18 protein-coding genes are annotated in these 18808 nt (G+C 67.8%); 9 read left to right on the forward strand and 9 right to left on the reverse strand.

Features of this window, described 5'->3' with window-relative positions:
* Window positions 1-31: 31 nt before the first annotated feature.
* Entirely contained in the window at window positions 32-922 is an 891-nt protein-coding gene (locus tag ACHFGS_RS11205; protein ID WP_394278421.1) for an aldo/keto reductase, read from the reverse strand.
* Window positions 923-1016: 94 nt separating this feature from the next.
* On the reverse strand, window positions 1017-2723 hold the full coding sequence (locus tag ACHFGS_RS11210) for a long-chain-fatty-acid--CoA ligase (RefSeq protein WP_394278420.1): 1707 nt from the start codon (window positions 2721-2723) through the stop codon (window positions 1017-1019).
* Between the two features lie 334 nt (window positions 2724-3057).
* Here ACHFGS_RS11210 and ACHFGS_RS11215 point away from each other — a divergent pair, with 334 nt between their 5' ends.
* Window positions 3058-3576: a DUF6611 family protein gene (locus ACHFGS_RS11215; protein ID WP_239281055.1), complete on the forward strand. Its 519-nt coding sequence runs from the start codon at window positions 3058-3060 to the stop codon at window positions 3574-3576.
* A gap of 65 nt (window positions 3577-3641) precedes the next feature.
* Here the strand turns inward: ACHFGS_RS11215 and ACHFGS_RS11220 are convergent, their stop codons facing one another.
* From ACHFGS_RS11220 to ACHFGS_RS11230, 3 genes are all read right to left on the reverse strand, one after another.
* A complete protein-coding gene (locus ACHFGS_RS11220; protein WP_077049431.1) occupies window positions 3642-4187 on the reverse strand; it encodes a hypothetical protein in 546 nt (181 codons plus the stop codon).
* Window positions 4166-4636, reverse strand: a complete 471-nt coding sequence (locus ACHFGS_RS11225) for a hypothetical protein (protein ID WP_077049432.1) — start codon at window positions 4634-4636, stop codon at window positions 4166-4168. The genes ACHFGS_RS11220 and ACHFGS_RS11225 overlap by 22 nt, the downstream gene beginning before the upstream one ends.
* 100 nt (window positions 4637-4736) lie before the next feature.
* Window positions 4737-5348, reverse strand: a complete 612-nt coding sequence (locus ACHFGS_RS11230) for a hypothetical protein (protein ID WP_139340550.1) — start codon at window positions 5346-5348, stop codon at window positions 4737-4739.
* 416 nt (window positions 5349-5764) lie between these two features.
* Here ACHFGS_RS11230 and ACHFGS_RS11235 point away from each other — a divergent pair, with 416 nt between their 5' ends.
* The 6 genes from ACHFGS_RS11235 to ACHFGS_RS11260 are packed head-to-tail and all read left to right on the forward strand — an operon-like array spanning window position 5765 to window position 13591.
* On the forward strand, window positions 5765-5854 hold the full coding sequence (locus ACHFGS_RS11235; protein ID WP_077049434.1) for a potassium-transporting ATPase subunit F: 90 nt from the start codon (window positions 5765-5767) through the stop codon (window positions 5852-5854).
* Window positions 5854-7527: a potassium-transporting ATPase subunit KdpA gene (gene kdpA, locus ACHFGS_RS11240; protein ID WP_077049435.1), complete on the forward strand. Its 1674-nt coding sequence runs from the start codon at window positions 5854-5856 to the stop codon at window positions 7525-7527. Before ACHFGS_RS11235 ends, kdpA begins: the two co-directional genes overlap by 1 nt.
* 3 nt (window positions 7528-7530) lie before the next feature.
* The gene (kdpB, locus tag ACHFGS_RS11245; protein ID WP_077049436.1) at window positions 7531-9693 is read left to right on the forward strand and encodes a potassium-transporting ATPase subunit KdpB; all 2163 of its coding nucleotides are present in this window, start codon (window positions 7531-7533) and stop codon (window positions 9691-9693) included.
* 29 nt (window positions 9694-9722) lie between these two features.
* Complete coding sequence (gene kdpC, locus ACHFGS_RS11250; protein ID WP_077049437.1) at window positions 9723-10337, forward strand: K(+)-transporting ATPase subunit C; 615 nt, start codon at window positions 9723-9725, stop codon at window positions 10335-10337.
* A gap of 3 nt (window positions 10338-10340) precedes the next feature.
* Window positions 10341-12851 carry a sensor histidine kinase KdpD gene (locus tag ACHFGS_RS11255; protein ID WP_077049438.1) on the forward strand — a complete coding sequence of 837 codons (2511 nt, stop codon included), beginning with the start codon at window positions 10341-10343 and terminating at the stop codon, window positions 12849-12851.
* Complete coding sequence (locus ACHFGS_RS11260) at window positions 12848-13591, forward strand: response regulator transcription factor (protein ID WP_077049439.1); 744 nt, start codon at window positions 12848-12850, stop codon at window positions 13589-13591. The genes ACHFGS_RS11255 and ACHFGS_RS11260 overlap by 4 nt, the downstream gene beginning before the upstream one ends.
* Before the next feature lie 169 nt (window positions 13592-13760).
* On the opposite strand, the gene nhaA is transcribed toward ACHFGS_RS11260, so the two are convergent.
* A complete protein-coding gene (nhaA, locus tag ACHFGS_RS11265; protein WP_077049440.1) occupies window positions 13761-15104 on the reverse strand; it encodes a Na+/H+ antiporter NhaA in 1344 nt (447 codons plus the stop codon).
* Window positions 15105-15359: 255 nt separating this feature from the next.
* Here nhaA and ACHFGS_RS11270 point away from each other — a divergent pair, with 255 nt between their 5' ends.
* The gene (locus ACHFGS_RS11270; RefSeq protein WP_083734896.1) at window positions 15360-16736 is read left to right on the forward strand and encodes a TrkH family potassium uptake protein; all 1377 of its coding nucleotides are present in this window, start codon (window positions 15360-15362) and stop codon (window positions 16734-16736) included.
* Between the two features lie 33 nt (window positions 16737-16769).
* Here ACHFGS_RS11270 and ACHFGS_RS11275 read toward each other — a convergent pair whose 3' ends face one another.
* Complete coding sequence (locus ACHFGS_RS11275; RefSeq protein ID WP_077049442.1) at window positions 16770-17288, reverse strand: hypothetical protein; 519 nt, start codon at window positions 17286-17288, stop codon at window positions 16770-16772.
* Here ACHFGS_RS11275 and ACHFGS_RS11280 point away from each other — a divergent pair.
* Complete coding sequence (locus tag ACHFGS_RS11280) at window positions 17282-17485, forward strand: hypothetical protein (protein ID WP_394289475.1); 204 nt, start codon at window positions 17282-17284, stop codon at window positions 17483-17485. The two genes, ACHFGS_RS11275 and ACHFGS_RS11280, sit on opposite strands and share 7 nt — an antisense overlap.
* 82 nt (window positions 17486-17567) lie before the next feature.
* Here ACHFGS_RS11280 and ACHFGS_RS11285 read toward each other — a convergent pair whose 3' ends face one another.
* Both ACHFGS_RS11285 and ACHFGS_RS11290 read right to left on the reverse strand, forming a co-directional pair.
* Window positions 17568-18284: an alpha/beta fold hydrolase gene (locus ACHFGS_RS11285; RefSeq protein WP_077049446.1), complete on the reverse strand. Its 717-nt coding sequence runs from the start codon at window positions 18282-18284 to the stop codon at window positions 17568-17570.
* Window positions 18281-18607: a hypothetical protein gene (locus tag ACHFGS_RS11290; RefSeq protein ID WP_077049447.1), complete on the reverse strand. Its 327-nt coding sequence runs from the start codon at window positions 18605-18607 to the stop codon at window positions 18281-18283. Before ACHFGS_RS11290 ends, ACHFGS_RS11285 begins: the two co-directional genes overlap by 4 nt.
* Between the last annotated feature and the right edge of the window lie 201 nt (window positions 18608-18808).

Genomic DNA, 18808 nt, shown 5'->3' on the forward strand with positions numbered 1-18808 from the left:
TCCCGCCCTGGCCGAGACCGCGAGCGTCGGATCAGACCTCGAGGCCGACGGCCGCCGAGCACCGCGCAAGCTCGTCCGCGGTCAGCTCCAACCCCATCGCCTTCGCCGAGTCGGTGATGGATGCCGCGCGGCTCGCGCCCGGGATCGGGATCACCGTCTCGCCGAGCGACAACTCCCACGCCAGCACGACCTGCTGCGGGCTCACCCCGTGCGCATCACCGATCTCGCCGAACGCGGCGAACCGCGACCCGACCGCGCGCGCACCGCCGCCGGTGCCGCCGAGCGGACTCCACGGCAGGAACGCGATGCCGCGCTCCGCGCAGTACTGGAGTTCGTCGAAGCTGCCCGGATGCCGCGGCGAGAACTCGTTCTGCACGCTCGTGAGGTTCCCCTCCCCCAGCACCTGCTGGGCGATCTCGATCTCCTCGACGCTCGCGTTGGAGATGCCGACCGCCCGGATCTTGCCCTCCTGCTGCAGCGTCTTCAGGTTCTCCATCACGTCGCCGTAGACCATCCACCGGTCGGGCCGGTGGTACTGGTAAAGGTCGATCACGTCGACCTGCAGGTTCCGCAGCGACGCCTCCACCGCTGACCGCAAGTAGGCGAGCGACCCGTCGCGGCCCCACTTCTCCCCCTCCGACCGGGTGATGCCGCCCTTGGTCGCGACGACGATCGACGACCTGTCCCCGCCCCACCCGGCGAGCGCGTCGGCCACGATCTTCTCGTTGTGGCCCATCGTGTCCCAGCTGGGCGCGTAGATGTCGGCGGTGTCGACGAGGGTCACCCCGGCGTCGAGTGCGGCCCGCACCGTCGCCACCGCATCGTCGTGCGACGGATACGTCTTGTCGTTGTTCATCGACACCGGCATGGCGCCGAGGCCGATGGCCGAGACGGTGAACGGTCCGAGGGTGCGCTGCCTCATGGGTCTCCTTCGAGGGATGCCGGATAGCGGATGCCGGGGATGCGGCATCCACTCTCTCAGCCCCCGCGCACCCCCGGGCGAGGGCTTGACAGGGTCAGCGTGCGGTGATGCGCTCGCGCACCTGGCGGCGCAGCACCTTGCCGATCTGCGAGCGGGGCAGATCGTCGACCTGCACGACCCGCTTGGGCACCTTGTAGTCGGCGAGGTGGGCGCGGGCGAAGTCCTTCAGAGCGGCGGCATCGAACCGGGCGCCCTGGCGTGCGACCACGGCCGCGACGACGTCCTCGCCTCCCGACGAGCGCTGCACACCGACGACGGCGACCTCTGCGACATCGGGGTGGAGGATCATCACGTTCTCGACCTCGCTCGGGCTCACGTTGAACCCGCCCGTGATGATGAGCTCCTTCACCCGGTCGACGACGGTGACGAAGCCGTCCTCCGACACCGTCACGATGTCGCCGGTGCGCAGCCAGCCGCCTTCGAGGAGCACCTCGGCGGTCTCGGTCGGGCGCCGCCAGTACCCCTGGAACACCTGCGGTCCGCGCAGCATCAGCTCGCCCTCCTCGCCGATCGCGCGATCGACGGTGGGGTCGGCGGGATCGACGACGCGGATCTCGGTGCTCGGGAACGGCACGCCGACCGTCCCTGGCCGGCGCGTCGGACCCATCGGGTTGCCGAGAGCGACGGGCGAGGTCTCGGTCATGCCGTAGCCCTCGACGAGCAGACCCCCGGTCGCCTCCTCCCAGCGCCGCACGGTCGGGACCGGCAGACTCATCGCCCCCGAGATCGCGAAGCGGATGGAGGAGAGGTCGACCCCCGGGCGGGTGCTCGCGCGCGAGAGCGCGTCGTAGATCGGCGGCACACCGGGCAGGAACGTGGGCGGCGACTTCGTCAGCGCGTCGACGACGAGCTCGAGGTCGAACTTCGGGAACAGCACGATGCGGGCGCCGATCGACACGGCGAAGGTCAGGCAGAGCGTCAGACCGTACGCGTGGAACATCGGCAGGACGGCGTAGAAGGTCTCCTTGCCTTCCCGCAGTCCCTGCACCCACGCCTCGCCCTGCGCCGCGTTGGAGCGGAGGTTGCGGTGCGAGAGGACGGCGGCCTTCGGCACGCCGGTCGTCCCGCTCGTAAGCTGCAGCAGCGCGACGTCGTCGAGCGTGGGCGCCGGCCACTTGCGGGGCAGGCGGGGCGCGCGCACGAACTGGGCCCAGCGGATGACACCCTTCGCCGTGGGCTTCGAGGTCATCGCCTCGCGCTTCTCGCGGGCGACGGGGACCGGCAGTCGCAGCGCGAGACGCTTCCCCAGCGGAAGCTCCTCGGTCATGTCGACCGAGACGATCGCGGCCGGGGCGATGTCCTTCGGGAACTCGGCGACCATGTCCGCGACCTTGTCCCAGACGATCGCCACGACCGCCTCGTGCACTTCGAACTGGTGGCGCAGCTCCCGCGCCGTGTACGTGGGGTTGTGCTCGACGACGATCGCGCCGATGCGCAGCGCGGCGTAGAAGGCCACCACGTGCTGAGGACAGTTCGGCATGACCAGCGCGACCCGGTCGCCCTTCTCGACGCCGAGCTTCCGCAGCGCGTTCGCCGCGCGAGAGACTTGCTCGCCGAGCGTCGCATAGCTCGTCCCGGCACCGAAGAACTCCAGCGCGGTCTTCGAGCCGTGACGCGCGACCGCGTGCGCCAGCATCTCCGGCAGCGTCTCGGTCACGGGGTCGATGTCGTGCGGCACCCCTTCGGAGTAAGCGTGGAGCCAGGGGCGACTCTGCAAGGCGGATGCGGCGTCATCGGTCACGGATATCTCCTTCGGTGTCCAGCCAGCGTATGTTGTCCGATGACAGTGATTCTGTCGTCCGTGCCACCGATCCTGTGATCGCCTTCCGCGTCTTCGCGCTGCTTGGCCGTTGGGGGCACCTCGACGGTGGCGGTATCAGCGCCAGCGGATGTGTAGTTCGTCGAAGCGGCATATGCATCTGAGTCACCTCGGCCGAACGGCCCGTGTTTGGATCGACGTGAGTATTGGGCGGATTCGCGCATGGGTTGTGTGAGGACGCACGCGGGGAAGCCACGTGGGCGACAAAGCTGTATGCGTGTCGAAACGCGCGGACCCCGACAGTCCTCACTTCCCCATGGCAGGCCAGTACTCATCCACGGAGGTTGTCGGCACGCAACGGTGGGGGCACATATCCCGGTCCACCGGCCGATATGGCAGCGTCACGACGCATCTGGTCGTATACCCGCCCGACTCGTTCGACCGGGAACGTCTCTGGGCCGACGCGTCTCGCACACTCACCCCCCTCGGCATAGGCGGCGCGGTTATCGCCGCGATCGTTCTGCTGGGAACCGGGGCGTCGCCCGAGCTGACGCTGCTGTCGATCGCAGGCCTCTTCGTGATCGGCTGGGTGGTTCTGTCTTCCCGGACGATCGGGGTCCGTCGCAAGTCCGCATCCATCTGGGTGTGCACGTCGGCGATCTCGCCCGACCACGATCGTTCCCGGGCGCAGACTCATCTCGAGGCTCTCGCGGAGACGATGACGGAAGCAGCGAGCGCCCGTCGCGCGGGAACGATCACGGCAGACCAGTACACGAGAGCCTGGCGTAACGTGTTCGGCGAGGTGACACTGCTCAGTCTGCAACGAAACGGCTAGCCATCGGCTGGCCGTCGGGCAGAGGACATCGCCCCCGCCTGGTTTCGATCGCGGTGTGGCCGCGATCAGGCGAAGATCTCCGCGGCCACGTCGTGGACGGATCGGTCACGGACGTCCGCCCAGTCCAGCGAGAGCGCGCCCCAGATATTGGGGGAAGGGTGCGTGCGGACGTACTGGAGAAGCCGAGCGTTCAGCCGCGCGTGGGACGCGCAGTCGGTCACGTCGATAAAGACGACATCGACGTCCCACCCCAGTTCTCTCTCGGCCCGCGCGTGAAAGTCTGTGGCCGCCGCGTAAGCGAACCGTTTGCAGGAGCGAGGGCGATGGCCGGGACCCCGCCGGTACAGCACGATCACATGATGCACGGTCGGCGAGCGACGCAGCACATCGCGAATGGGCCGCCAGGAACCGCGGAGGCGGTTGCGTACCTGTAGCCCCGCTGCGCTGTCCTCCAGCTGGATCCCCCACACGATGCCGCCCACGAACGAAGAGCTCGCACCTTTGTCCGTAGCCGGCTGCTCTGCGTCGGGTCCATGTAGAGATCCGCCGGTCAGCAAGCACATCCTGCCGGAGGTGGAGGTGCGGAAGGTCATTTCGCGCATCGCGTCCACGTCTCCATCGAGTTTCTTTCGTTTGGGGTCGTGGCGGGGTGGTGCCGTACGGTGGCCAGCGCGATCGTTCCCGCGCACGGGACGACCAGAAGATCCCCAGCCTGGATTTCCTGGGGCACCTCACCCGGCAGCGGTGCTGCTCCGATCGTTTCGATGCTGGCGGGCGCCCGACTGCCAGCGTCGGGGCGGCCGAGCACGGTCGACCCCGCCCAGTCCGGGGTGACTTCCGTCATGTCGCCGTCGACGCGGACGTGCAACGCGCCGCGCGTGTCCCCGGCGACAGCGAGGACACGCGTGATTACGAGGGTGACATAGGCGTCAGAACCTCCAGTCCGTTCGGGGTGTCCGGCGGGGTGGATGAGTACCGCGGGTGTGCCCCGCGTCGTGGCGAGTCCGAGCAGCGAGTGCCCACCGACCAGCACGTCCTCGCGAGTGTGAACGGTGTCCATGGGCCACCCGTGTGCCCGCGGCGTCGCTGCAGGGATCCGGTTCCGGAGGAGTCGGGCGCTGAGGATGGTGTGTAACAGAGTCACGTCAACTGTCTCCGTTTCAGAGCTGGGGGGTCAGGGCGGACAAGAGACCTGGGGCGATGTCGATGGCCGGGGACACCGCGATAGCCGGAGACAACGGTGCTGTGTCATGGCGCGGCAGTGGCACCGGACGCACGCGCCCCAGGGGCACTGTGCCTTCGCACGGCAGTGCCAGCAGGTCGCCTTCGGCGAGGTCGGCGGGAAGCCGCACCGGAGGAGACGGGTAGGCCGGGGCGGCTGCTTCCGCGGCCAGCAAGATGCCAGGAGCCGACGCGGCGGCGGAGATCCGGTCGATCAGGCGCGCCTCGGACCACACCGCAGGGACGTCGCTGAAGTTCGCGTCGATGAGGATGACGCGTTGGGAGTCGAGGTTGTTCACTGTCATCACGACACGGGTGATGACGACCGACACGTCCGAGCGGAGCACCTCGGCCTGGCGGGGGTTCGTGCGAATGATGCGGTCAGTGTTGTGGACGCAGGGGGTGCCGCACATCTCGGCCAGACGCCGCATCGACACTCCGGCGACGACCACGTCGGTCGTCGTCGGCGTCGTGTGATCCGGCCAAGCCCTCGCCCGAAGTGGAACGGGAAGGGTGCGTCGCAGCGTGGGGACGATATCGGTGAGAGTCACACCGTCTGTCCTAGCCCGCCCATCCGCACGATCGGTGGGGTCCGAACGGAATACATGCGCGGAACGGCCCGCTTCGCCCGGATTGCTCACGGTCTGCTGACATGACGAGCAGAAGCCGGGCGGGGTATGAGCACTCGGGGCGGAGGTGGTCGCCGGCATCGGGGAGGGCGCGGGACGTCGGGGATGTATGGACGGCCGTTAGCTTTCGACGGGTGGCCGTATGCGTTTCGTTAGGGCTGTGATTTCGCCGTGAGCGCAGGTGTTTGATCGGGAGTTGCGTCTGAACGACGCGCGGCCCTCGCCCGGGGGTTCGACAGCTTTCGAATGGAGTTCCTCGTGCTCGACATCGTGTACGTGCTGGGCGTTATCGTCCTGTTCGCGCTGGTCGGTCTGATCGGCAAGGCGGTGGAGAAGCTGTGATCGTCTTCGACCTGCTCGCCGCTGCCCTCGGCCTCGCGGCGCTGGTGTATCTGGTGACCGCTCTGGTGAAGCCGGAGAAGTTCTGATGGAGTGGCTGTTCCTTGCCGCCAGCCTGGCGACTCTGATCCTGTTCCTGGGCGTCGCGTACCGCCCCGTCGGCGACTACATGGCCTGGGTCTTCACCTCTCGGAAGGACTGGAAGGTCGAACGCGGGATCTACCGCGTCATCGGCGCTGACCCCAGGTCCGAGCAGACCTGGCAAGCGTATCTGCGCGGAGTCTTGCTGTTCTCCCTTGTCGGGGTCCTGCTGCTCTACCTGCTGCAGCGCACCCAGCAGTGGCTTCCCTACGCTCTGGGTCTCCCCGCTGTCCCGGAGGGGCTGTCGTTCAACACCGCGATCTCGTTCGTGACGAACACGAACTGGCAGGCATATTCCCCCGAGCTCACCCTCGGTTACACCGTGCAGTTCGCAGGACTCACGGTGCAGAACTTCGTCTCCGCCGCGACCGGCATCGCCGTCGCGATCGCCCTCGTGCGCGGGTTCGCCTATCGACGCACCGGAACGATCGGCAACTTCTGGGTCGACCTGGTGCGCGGCTCGTTCCGCATCCTCCTGCCGTTCTCCGTGATCGCGGCGATCGTCCTGCTCGCCGGAGGGGTCGTGCAGAACTTCGCCGGGTTCACTGACATCACCACCGTATCCGGCGGATCACAGGTCCTGCCCGGCGGTCCCGTCGCGTCGCAGGAGGCGATCAAGGAGCTCGGCACGAACGGCGGAGGGTTCTTCAACACCAACGCCTCCCACCCGTTCGAGAACCCCGCGGCGTGGACGAGCATCTTCGAGGTGTTCCTCCTGCTGCTCATCCCGTTCTCGCTCCCGCGCACGTTCGGGCGGATCGTGGGCGACAACCGCCAGGGCTACGCCATCCTCGCCGCGATGAGCACCCTGTTCGTCGTCTCGCTCGGCGCGCTGGCCGCGTTCGAGTTCGCCGGAAACGGCACCGCCCCGCAACTCGCGGGTGCCGCCATGGAAGGCAAGGAGGCCCGGTTCGGTCTGGTCCAATCCGTGTTGTATGCGAGCGGCACCACACTGACCTCCACCGGTTCGGTCAACTCGATGCACGACTCCTACACCGCGCTGGGGGGCATGATGCCGATGCTGAACATGATGCTCGGCGAGATCGCCCCTGGAGGTGTCGGGGCGGGTCTGTACGGGATGCTCATCATCGCAGTGATCGCCGTGTTCATCGCCGGGCTCCTCGTCGGACGCACCCCCGAGTACCTGGGTAAGAAGATCGGGCCTCGCGAGATCAAGCTGGCCAGCCTGTACATCCTCGTCATGCCGACCCTGCTCCTGGGAGGTGTCGCCCTCAGCTTCGCGATCCCCGGAGTCCGAGAGGACGTGGAAACGACCTCGATATGGAACCCCGGCGTCCATGGCCTGTCGGAGCTCGTGTACGCGTTCGCGTCCGCGTCCAACAACAATGGGTCCGCGTTCGCCGGCCTCACCGCGAACACGCCGTGGCTGAACGCCGCGCTGGGCGTGGCGATGCTGCTGGGCCGGTTCGTGCCCATCGTCCTCGTTCTCGCCCTGGCCGGTTCCCTGGCCGCACAGGACAAGGTACCGGCCACCGCCGGCACCCTCCCGACCCACCGACCGTTGTTCATCGGCCTCGTGGTCGGCACAGCGGTCCTGGTGACCGCGCTCGTCTTCTTCCCCGTTCTCACGCTGGGTCCCCTAGCGGAAGGGCTGCTGTAAACCATGACCACCATCACACCCACCCCCGAATCCCCTGCCCCTTCCCGGGGCGATGCCCCGCGGGCACCGCGGAAGGCCTTTACCTGGGCACAGGTGCGGGCTGCCCTCCCGGGCGCGTTCCGCAAGCTCGATCCGCGCGCCCAATGGCGTAACCCTGTCATGTTCCTCGTGTGGGTCGGTGCGGCATTGACCACCGTGCTCGCGATCGCGGAACCCTTCCTCGGCGGTCCAGCACCCTCCGGCGGCACCGAGGTGCCGTGGCCATTCACCGCGGTGATCGCGATCTGGCTGTGGCTGACCGTCCTGTTCGCGAACCTCGCCGAGTCCGTGGCGGAAGGACGCGGGAAGGCGCAGGCGGACACGCTCCGCAAGACACGCACCAGCACCACCGCCCACCGAATCGATGGGTACGACTCCGCCACGGATGCCGGCGCCGAACAGGCGACGACCACTGATGTGTCCTCCGCGGACCTGCGCCTCGGCGACATCGTGGTGATCTCCGCCGGTGAACTGATCCCCGGGGACGGGGACATCGTGTGGGGAATCGCAAGCGTGGACGAGTCCGCGATCACCGGCGAGTCCGCACCCGTGGTCCGCGAATCGGGCGGCGACCGTTCCGCCGTCACGGGCGGCACCCGGGTGCTCAGCGACCGGATCGTCGTGCGCATCACCTCCAAGCCCGGCGAAACCTTCGTCGATCGCATGATCGCCCTGGTCGAAGGCGCTGCTCGACAGAAAACGCCGAACGAGATCGCGCTGAACATCCTCCTGGCGAGCCTGTCGATCGTGTTCGTCGTCGTCGCGCTCACCCTCAACCCCATAGCGTCTTACGCCGCCAGCCCGGCCAGCATCACGGTGCTGATCGCGCTGCTGGTGTGCCTCATCCCAACGACGATCGGTGCACTGCTCTCTGCGATCGGCATAGCGGGCATGGACCGGCTCGTGCAGCGCAACGTGCTCGCCATGTCCGGACGCGCCGTCGAAGCCGCCGGCGACGTGACCACCCTGCTGCTGGACAAGACCGGCACCATCACCTACGGCAACCGGCGCGCCAGCGAGTTCGTCCGGATGGACGGGGTGCGTGAGCAAGAACTGGTCCACGCTGCCGCCGTCTCGTCCCTCGCGGACCCGACACCGGAAGGCACCTCGATCGTCGACCTTGCCCGCGCCCAGGGCGAGGACGTCGACACGAGCACCGCCGGCGAGATCGTCCCGTTCACCGCGCAGACCCGCATGTCCGGTCTCGACCTTCCCGACGGTGCTCAGATCCGCAAGGGCGCCGGGTCCGCCGTCACCGCATGGTTGGAATCGGAGGGGAGGAGGTTGCCGTCCAGCGAGCTGGCCGAGCTCGAGGACCACACCGAACGCATCGCACAGTCCGGCGGCACCCCGCTGGTCGTCGCCGTGAAGGACCCCTCCGGCGAGGGCCGGGTGCTAGGTGTGGTCCACCTCAAGGACATCGTGAAGGAGGGACTCACCGGGCGGTTCGCAGAACTGCGTGCGATGGGCATCCGCACCGTGATGGTCACCGGCGACAACCCGCTCACCGCGGCCGCGATCGCACGGGAGGCGGGCGTGGACGGCTTCCTCGCTGAGGCCACTCCGGAACAGAAGCTCGCCTACATCCGCAAGGAGCAGGAGGGCGGCAACCTCGTCGCGATGACCGGCGACGGCACGAACGACGCGCCCGCGCTCGCGCAGGCGGATGTCGGGGTGGCGATGAACACCGGCACGTCGGCCGCGAAGGAGGCCGGCAACATGGTCGACCTCGACTCCGACCCGACCAAGCTCATCGACATCGTGCGCATCGGCAAGCAACTGCTCATCACCCGCGGGGCGCTGACCACGTTCTCGATCGCCAATGACATCGCGAAGTACTTCGCGATCATCCCGGCGATCTTCATGGGTGTGTTCCCGGGCCTGGCGGCGCTGAACATCATGGGGCTGCACTCCCCCGCCTCTGCGGTGCTCTCGGCGATCATCTTCAACGCGATCGTGATCATCGTCCTGGTCCCCCTCGCGCTGCGCGGCGTGAAGTACCGCGCGGCGAACGCATCCAAGATCCTCGGCCGAAACCTGCTCGTCTACGGACTCGGCGGGATCATCACCCCCTTCATCGGCATCTGGCTCATCGACCTCGTCGTGCGCCTCATCCCCGGGTTCTGACCCGGGATCGTCAAGGAGACAACACGTTCATGAACACCGCTACCCGCAGCACCGGCCGCAGCCTCTGGGTCGCCACCCGTGCCCTCCTGCTGTTCACCGTGGTGCTCGGCATCGGCTACACCCTGCTGATCACCGCGGTCGGTCAACTCGCCTTCCCTGCACAAGCCAACGGAAGCCTCGTCCGGAACGCTGAAGGCGAGGTCGTCGGGTCGTCTTTGATCGGCCAGAACTTCACCGCCGCTGACGGTGAGCCGCTACCGGAGTACTTCCAGCCCCGGCCCTCCGCAGCCGGCGACGGCTACGACGGAGGCGCGTCCTCAGGTTCCAACTGGGGTCCCGAGAACGAGGACCTGATCGCGGCGATCGAGGAACGCAAGGCACAGATCGCCGAGTTCAACGGAGTCTCTCCCGATGAGATCCCCGCGGACGCGGTCACCGCATCCAGTTCCGGACTCGACCCGCACATCAGCCCCCAGTACGCACAGCTGCAGGTGCAGCGCGTCTCCGACGCGCGGGGCCTGACCGTAGACCAGGTGCAAGGCATCCTCGACGAGCACGCCCAAGGTCGAGACCTCGGATACTTGGGAGAACCGACAGTCAACGTCGTGGAACTTAACCTGGCGCTAGACCAGTTGGAGGACTGACAGATGAGCACACGGGGGCGGCTTCGCGTACTCCTCGGCGCCGCCCCCGGCGTCGGCAAGACCTACACCATGCTCGAGGAGGGCAGACGCCTTCTCAGCGAAGGCAAAGACGTGGTCGTCGCGGTCGTGGAAACCCACGGGCGCGCCGCCACGTCCGCGATGACCGAAGGCTTGGAGATCCTCCCCCGCCGCGTCGTCTCCCACCGTGGCGTCGAGCTCACCGAGATGGACATCGACGCCACCCTCGCACGCAACCCGGCTGTCGCTCTCGTTGATGAGCTCGCCCACACCAACGCTCCCGGATCCCGCAACGAAAAGCGGTGGCAAGACGTCCACGAACTGCTGGACGCAGGCATCGACGTCATCTCCACCGTCAACATCCAACACATCGAATCTCTCAACGACGTCGTCGAAAAGATCACCCGAGTACCCCAACGAGAGACCATCCCCGACCGCATCCTCCGCGAAGCCGACCAGGTCGAAGTCATCGACCTCGCCCCGCAGGCCCTGCGAGACCGCCTCGCAAGCGGCGTCGTCTACCCCGCCGAACGCATCGACGCCGCCCTGTCCAACTACTTCCGGCTCGGTAACCTGACCGCGCTGCGCGAACTCGCACTGCTGTGGCTCGCCGACGAGGTCGATCAGGCGCTGAAAAGCTACCGCAACGAGCACGGTATTGACAGCCAATGGGAGGCCCGGGAACGCGTGGTGGTCGCCCTGACCGGCGGACCCGAAGGTGAAACCCTTCTCCGCCGCGGCGCCCGTATCGCCGCCCGCTCCGCCGGCGGAGAGCTGATCGCGGTGCACGTGACCAGCCAGGACGGACTGCGCACCTCCAGCCCCACCGCGTTAGCGGCGCAACGCTCCCTCGTTGACAAGCTCGGCGGTACGTATCACCAGGTCATCGGGGACGACATCCCCCACTCGCTCGTCGAGTTCGCCCGGTCCCTCAACGCGACACAACTCGTGATCGGCGTCAGCCGCCGCAGCCGGCTCAGCGCGGCGCTCACCGGCCCCGGTATCGGTGCCACGGTCATCCGCGAGTCCGGCGACATCGACGTGCACATCGTCACCCACTCCGCCGCCGGCGGACGCCTCGCCCTGCCCCGCAGCGGCGGCGCGCTGACCATGAAACGCCGCATCGCCGGGATGATCCTCGCCCTGATCGGCGGCCCCGCTCTCACCTGGCTGCTCGCGACCTTCCGCAGCCCCGAGTCCATCACCAGCGATGTGCTCAGCTACCAGCTGCTCGTCGTCATCGTCGCTCTCGTCGGAGGGATCTGGCCCGCCCTGTTCGCTGCCGTGCTGTCCGGGCTCACCCTGGACTTCTTCTTCATCGAACCGTTCTACACCGTCACCATCGACGATCCCCTCCATCTTCTTGCACTCACCCTGTACGTCACCATCGCAGTGCTGGTCAGCTTCATCGTCGACCGCGCAGCTCGACAGACACGCGTCGCACGTCGCGCTGCCGCCGAATCCGAACTCATCCAAACCATCGCCGGAAGTGTCCTGCGAGGACAGAACGCCATCGAGGCGCTCGTGGAGCGCACCCGCGAAGCGTTCGCCTTGGCTGGCGTGCGACTGCGCGAAGGGGACACGGTGCTGGTAACATCCGGCGAACCCCTCGCCGACGGCCGATACTCGACCGTCCCAGTAAGCAAACGCACCGTGCTCGAACTGCACGGCCCTGACCTCCCAGCCCGCGAACAACGCCTCCTGACCGTCGTCGCCGCGCAAATCGCCGTCGCGCTCGAACACCGTGAGCTCACCGAGACTGCCAGCGGCATCGCCCCACTCGCCGCCTCCGACAAGATTCGCACTGCCCTACTGTCCGCACTCAGCCACGACCTCCGCCGGCCACTAGCCGCCGCGACCGCCGCCGTCAGCGGCCTCCAAGCCGCCGGAGACTCCCTCACCCCTGCCGATATGGCTGAGTTGGTCACCACCGCCGGCGAAAGCCTCACCACCCTCTCCGTCCTCGTCACCGACCTTCTCGACGTCAGCCGTCTTCAAGCCGGGGTCCTCGCCATCCTCCCCACCCACGTCGACGCCGCCGACGTCATCGTCCCCGCGCTCGATGAGCTCGGCCTCGGACCCGACGAGCTCGAGCTGGACCTCAACCCCGAGATCCCCCTAGTCTCCGCCGACCCAGGCCTGCTGCAACGCGTCGTCGTCAACCTCCTCGCCAACGCCACGCGCCACTCCCCAGACGACTCCAAGGTCCGGATCACCACCAGCTCCTTAGACGACATCGTCGAGATCCGCGTCATCGACCACGGCCCTGGAATCCCACCCGACCGCATCGACGACGTCTTCGTTCCCTTCCAACGCCTCGGCGACACCGACAACACCAGCGGCCTCGGCCTCGGCCTCGCGCTCTCCAAAGGGTTCGTCGAGGGCATGGGCGGCACCCTCACCCCCGAAGACACGCCCGGCGGCGGACTCACCATGGTCGTCGCTCTCCCCACCCACAACAGCACCACAGCCCAGCCAGAGGACACCCCGTCATGAAGATCCTGATCGCCGACGACGACCCTCAGATCCTCCGAGCCCTTCGCATCACCCTGACCGCCAAAGGGTACGAAATCATCACCGCGACCAACGGCGCCGAAGCCATCAGCGCCGCTATCGACCACAAGCCCGACATCTACCTCCTCGACCTCGGCATGCCCGAACTCGACGGCATCGACGTCATCCACGGCATCCGCGGCTGGTCAGAATCCCCCATCCTCGTCGTCTCCGGCCGCACCGGCGCCGCCGACAAAGTGGACGCCCTCGACGCGGGCGCCGACGACTACGTCACTAAACCCTTCTCCGTCGAAGAACTCCTCGCCCGCATCCGAGCCCTCACCCGCCGCCTCTCCCCACACGACAGCAACCCCGCTGTCCACCTCGGCGACATCGTCATCGACCTCGCCGCCCGAAGCGCCACACGGACCCGTGACGGACACGACGCGCCGATCCGCCTGACCCCGACCGAATGGCAGGTCATCGAGATCCTCATCCGCAACACCGGCAACCTCGTCACCAGGCAAACCCTGCTCACCAGCATCTGGGGCACCGAGCACGCCACCGACACCGGCTACCTCCGCCTCTACGTGTCTCAACTGCGCAAGAAGCTCGAGCCCGAACCCTCCCACCCGCGCTACCTCATCACCGAAGCAGGCATGGGCTACCGCCTCCACATCGACAGACCCAACACCGCGGCCGCGATAACGGCCGAAGACACCACGCCGCCGCTCAACCCCTGATCGGAATACCCGACACGTCGCCCCCGGACATCCGCTAGGAGACCAGGTCAGGAGGACGACACCGTGCTCACAGTCCGCGCCACCGCACCCCACACGGGTGATGGGGCGTATACGCGCGACCCTCGCCGATGACCCCGGGGAGCTTCTCAAGTCGCTCGGCGCACTCGAGTTACGGCCGATCGTAGACGTCAGGGATGCCGTCGTTGTCGGTGTCTTCCGCGTCGTTCTGGGCGATCTTGCGGTAGCGGCGGTTCCGGCTGGCGAGCAGGGCCGAGGCGATCACGGCCGCGACGACGGAGGCGAGCAGGATCGCGACCTTGGCGTGGTCGTGGTGCGGGTCGGTCGCGGTGAAGCTGAGTTCGGTGACCAGGAGCGACACCGTGAACCCGATCCCGGCGAGCAGGCCGACGCCGGTGATGTCGACCCACCTCAGCGAGGGGTCAAGTCGGATGCCGCGGACTCGGGTGGTCAGCCAGGTCGCCAGGACGATGCCGACCGGCTTCCCGACGACCAGTGCGGCGATGATCCCGATGGTCACCGGGTCGGTGAGCGCGGAGAGGAAGCCCTCCGCCCCGCCGATGGCGACCCCTGCGGAGAAGAATGCGAACACCGGTACGGCGAACCCGGCGGAGAGCGGGCGGAAACGGTGCTCGAACTCCTCCGCGAGACCTGGTTCGGTGTCGGGCACCTGGTCGCGGCGGCGGTGAATGACGGGGATGGTGAAGCCGAGCAGCACGCCGGCGATGGTGGCGTGGATGCCGGAGGCGTGGACGAATGCCCACGCGACCACGCCGATGGGCAGCAGGATCAGCCATGCGGCGGCGGGCTTGAGGTGGAAGAACTGCCGGTACCGCTGCGCGAGTACGGCGTACACGGCGATCGTGAGCAGGCCCATCAGCAGCGGCACGATGGCGATCGTCTCGGTGTAGAAGATCGCGATGATGCTGATCGCGATGAGATCGTCGACGACGGCGAGGGTGAGCAGGAAGATCCGCAGCGGGCCCGGCAAGTGAGAGCCGATGAGCGCGAGAACGGCGACCGCGAACGCGATGTCGGTCGCGGTCGGTATCGCCCATCCGCGCAGGAGACCGGGAGTCTGGGCGACGATGGCCACGTAGACCAGGGCGGGGATGATCACGCCGCCGGCCGCGGCGACGACCGGGACGATCGCGGTGCTGAAGCGGCGCAGGTCGCCGGCGACGAACTCGCGTTTGAGCTCGAGGCCGATGAGGAAGAAGAAGATCGCCAGCAGCCCGTCGGCGGCCCACGCGCCCAGACTGAGCTGCAGATGCCACGGCTCGTAGCCGACCTCGAGGTCGCGGAGGGTGAAGTAGGCCTCTGCCCAGGGCGAGTTGGCCCACAGGATGCCGATCGCGGCCATGAGCACGAGAAGCCCGCCGCCGACGGTCTCCTTGCGTAGCAGTGTGCCGATGCGCAGCGCTTCGGCGTAGCTGCCGCGGAGAGGGAACTGCGCACTCGCGGGAGTGTTCCGGGCAGGGTCGGGAGAGGTCATAGGCGGTTCCGATCGGGTCGACGAAGGACGGTGTCGACCAGGCTTCCCGACGCGCCTCCCCCAGCCTACAAGAGGCCGCATGGAGGTGCCCTGGCAGGTCTTCAGAACATCCTCGGCGGTCCAAAACCCCGCGGCATGGAGGGGGTTCGGATCAGCCGAACTATGCTTGTCGCCGGAGTGCCGGGAAGCCTGGTCGGCGGCGACCCTCGGGTCGTCTGATCTGATGAGGAGACCCCGGTGGCGCGAGACCGCGGTATGCGATGGTTGCCCGAGACGGTGCTGCGGCCGGGTCGCTATCTCCGCGACCTGGCGAAGCGGTCGCCGTCGCGGATGGCGGTGCTGATCTTTTTTCTCGCCGCCGTGCTGTTCTCCGGCCTGCTCACGCTGCCGGTCTCCTCTGCAGATGGGCGCGCCGCGCCGCTGCAGGATGCCGTGTTCACCGCCACCTCCGCCGTCACCGTCACCGGGCTGACCAGTGTCGATACCGCCACACAGTGGTCCTTCTTCGGGCAGGTCGTGATCCTGCTCGCGATCCAGGCCGGCGGGCTGGGGATCGTGACGATCGCGCTGCTGCTGATGAGGGCCGTCACCCGCCACCTCGGGGTGCGAGGGAAGCTGTTCGCGCAGCAGAGCATCGGCGGCGCCTCCAAGCTCGGCGAGGTCGGGCAACTGCTGCGCATCGTCGTGGTCACGACCCTGACCATCGAAGCGATCCTGGTCCTCGCGCTAGTCCCCCGGTTCGTGATGATCGAGGAACACTGGTGGGAGGGGCTGTGGAATGCCCTGTTCTATGGCATCTCGGCGTTCAACAACGCCGGGTTCTCCATCCACGAAGGCGGGCTCGCCCCGTTCGACGGCGACCTGTGGATCCTGGTCCCGATCATGATCGGAGTGTTCGTCGGCAGCTTCGGATTTCCAGTGTTCCTCACTCTCATCATCCACAAGTGGCACCGGCGCAAGTGGAGCCTGCACACCAAACTCACCCTCACCACGACCACCATCCTGCTCGCGGTCGGCGCGCTCGCGTGGGGTCTGCTCGAGTGGGGTAACGACCGCACCATCGGCCACCTGAACCCCGCCGAGAAAGCGTTCCACGCGCTGTTCGCCTCGGTCATGATGCGCTCTGGCGGGTTCGCGCTCACCGACACGAACGAGTCCACCCCGATCACCTTGCTCGTCTCCGACGCGCTGATGTTCGTCGGCGGCGGCTCGGCGTCCACCGCCGGCGGCATCAAGGTCGCCACCCTCGCGGTGCTGTTCCTCGGCATCATCGCCGAAGCACGCGGCGACCGGCACGTCATCGCGGCAGGACGCCACATCCCCGACGGCTCGCTCCGCCTCGCGATCAGCGTCACCTTCCTCGGCGCCACCCTGGTGCTCGTCGCCACCGGGCTGGTGATGACCGTCAGCACCGCGCCGCTGGACCGGATCCTGTTCGAGGTGATCTCCGCGTTCGCGACCTGCGGACTCTCGGTCGGCCTGTCCGCCGAGCTCGAGCCGTTCGGGAAGTACGTGCTCAGCCTGCTCATGCTCGCCGGCCGCATCGGCCCCATCGGCTTGGCCGCCGCCCTGGCGCTACGGCAACGGAACCTGCTCTACACCCTCCCCGAGGAACGCCCCATCATCGGCTGAACCCCGGAGGCCTTGTCGCGGGTGAGAGGCTGGTCAGTAGTAGTCGGCCATTGTGGCACGCGCGATCGAAGTGCCGCGGATATCCGCCCACGTCAGCGCCGCCGCCGAGTAAGCACCGGCCCGGCCACTGATCCGCTCCATGATCCGATCCGCCAGAACCGTCGTGTCGTCGCACTCGGTCACATCGAGCAGGGTCACATCGACGTAGCGGGCGGCGCTGCGCTCCAGCATCGCGTGCGCCCGCAGGGCGGCACCGTCGGCGGCTCCCTGAACGCGGCTCGGGTCCAGGCCCCGAGGGATCTGGTAGGCGATCAGCAGGTGGATCGCTCCGGGATACCGGCGCGCCGCTTCGGCCCACCGGGTCACCTGTCGCTTCAGTTCCGCCCGCACCTCTCGTGCAGACCGGGCGCCCGTCAGGTCCACCCCGACGACCAGCCCACGCACGCCGCCGCGTGGCTCCAGGTCCTCGTCGGAGTCGATCACGCCGCGGTGCGGGGTCAGCTGGCGTAGGGAATCGAGATGGTCGCCCAGGGCGACGACGGTGTGTGTCACCGCTTCTCCGTCTGTTCGGTGTGCCGGAGCGGTCGCGCGACCGCTGCCGACCAGACTTCCCGGCTCACCGTGACCCCGGAGGGGGATCCACGACCAACGGATTCGACTGGCCCGGCCTCGTCCTGCTGTGGGGCGGCTCCGCGCTGCTGGTCGCGATCGGAACCGCGGCACTGGCACGGCGCGACATCCTCGGCTAAGGAATGGGGTGAGTCGTCATGTGTGACGGCCCACCCCAGTTCCCACCTCTTCTCAGCTAGTCTCGCGTCGGTTCAACACGGCCTAGCGTGCGCCGTCGAGATGCGACACGATCGTCTGCGTGACCGCAGGCATATCGGGGTACGGGAACAGGTGCCCCACCCCTTTGAGCCAGAGGGACCGGGCGCCGGGGATCAGCTCGACGAGCTTTCGTGCATGCTCGATCGGGAGGAAGTCGTCAGCGGTGCCGTGGATGACCAGGGTGGGAACCCGGAGACCACCAAGCAGTTCGTATCGGGAGCGGGTGGCGGCCACCGCGGCCTGGTGCTGGCCGATGGCCCGGAAGTTGATGCCGCGCCGGTAGCGGAGGTCGTAGAGCACGAGTTCGGCGGTCTCCTCGATGTCGAGGTTCTCGTAGCCGATCCCGATGATGGTCTTCGCCACGACCTCTTTGACGAGGTTCCTCTCGCCACCGAGCAGGCGGTATCGCAGCAGCGGGATGCCAGCGAGCCCGGCGCGCAGCATGCGGCCGAACCGCGGCCCGGGGAGGCTCGTGTCGGTGGGGTCGGCGGCCGTCGACATCAGGGTGAGGGACGCCACGCGGCCGGGATGGCCGATCGCGATCTCCTGGGCGACGAATCCGCCGAGGGAGAGCCCGATGACGTGCGCCCGCTCGACACGCAGCGCGTCGAGCGCCGCGGTCGCATCGGCGGCCATGTCGACCAGCGCGTACGGGTGCGCACGGCGCCACGCGGGCATCCAGTCCGAGGCGCCGGTGCCGCGCTGGTCGTAGCGGATCACCCGATACCCCGCCTGCCGGAGGCTTCGGATGAAGCCGGGCGGCCGAACAGGGAGTTCCCGGCCATCGAGATGTTGAGCAGCACCACGCCCTTCTCGGGCGCCTCGGCAGGGATGCTCTCGTACCAGATGCGCACGCCGCTCGAGTCGGCATACCCTGCCTCGCCGGCGACGACATGCGACAGGTCGCTCGCCGACACCCGCTCGATGATCGCGTCCGTCTCGGGCGGGAGCCTCGGCCCACCGCGCAGGAACCAGAGCGCCAGGCCGGCAAGACCGGCCAGGGCCACGACTGCTGCCCCGATTGCCGCCGCGCGGATCTTCACAGCCCGATCATCTCAAGAGAGGGAGTTGTCAGCGCAGTTGGCTGAACGCCTCAGCGGTGCGGGGCGGTTTCAGGTTGTCAGCGCAACACCGTTGATCAGTTCGTTGATCATGTCAGCTGGTTTCCGGTAGCCGAGGGTGCGACGCGGTCTGATGTTCAGGAGTCGCTGGGTTTCGGTGAGTTCGTCGTCGGTGATCTCGTT

The organism is Microbacterium sp. (genome assembly GCF_043427715.1).
GTDB lineage: Bacteria > Actinomycetota > Actinomycetes > Actinomycetales > Microbacteriaceae > Microbacterium.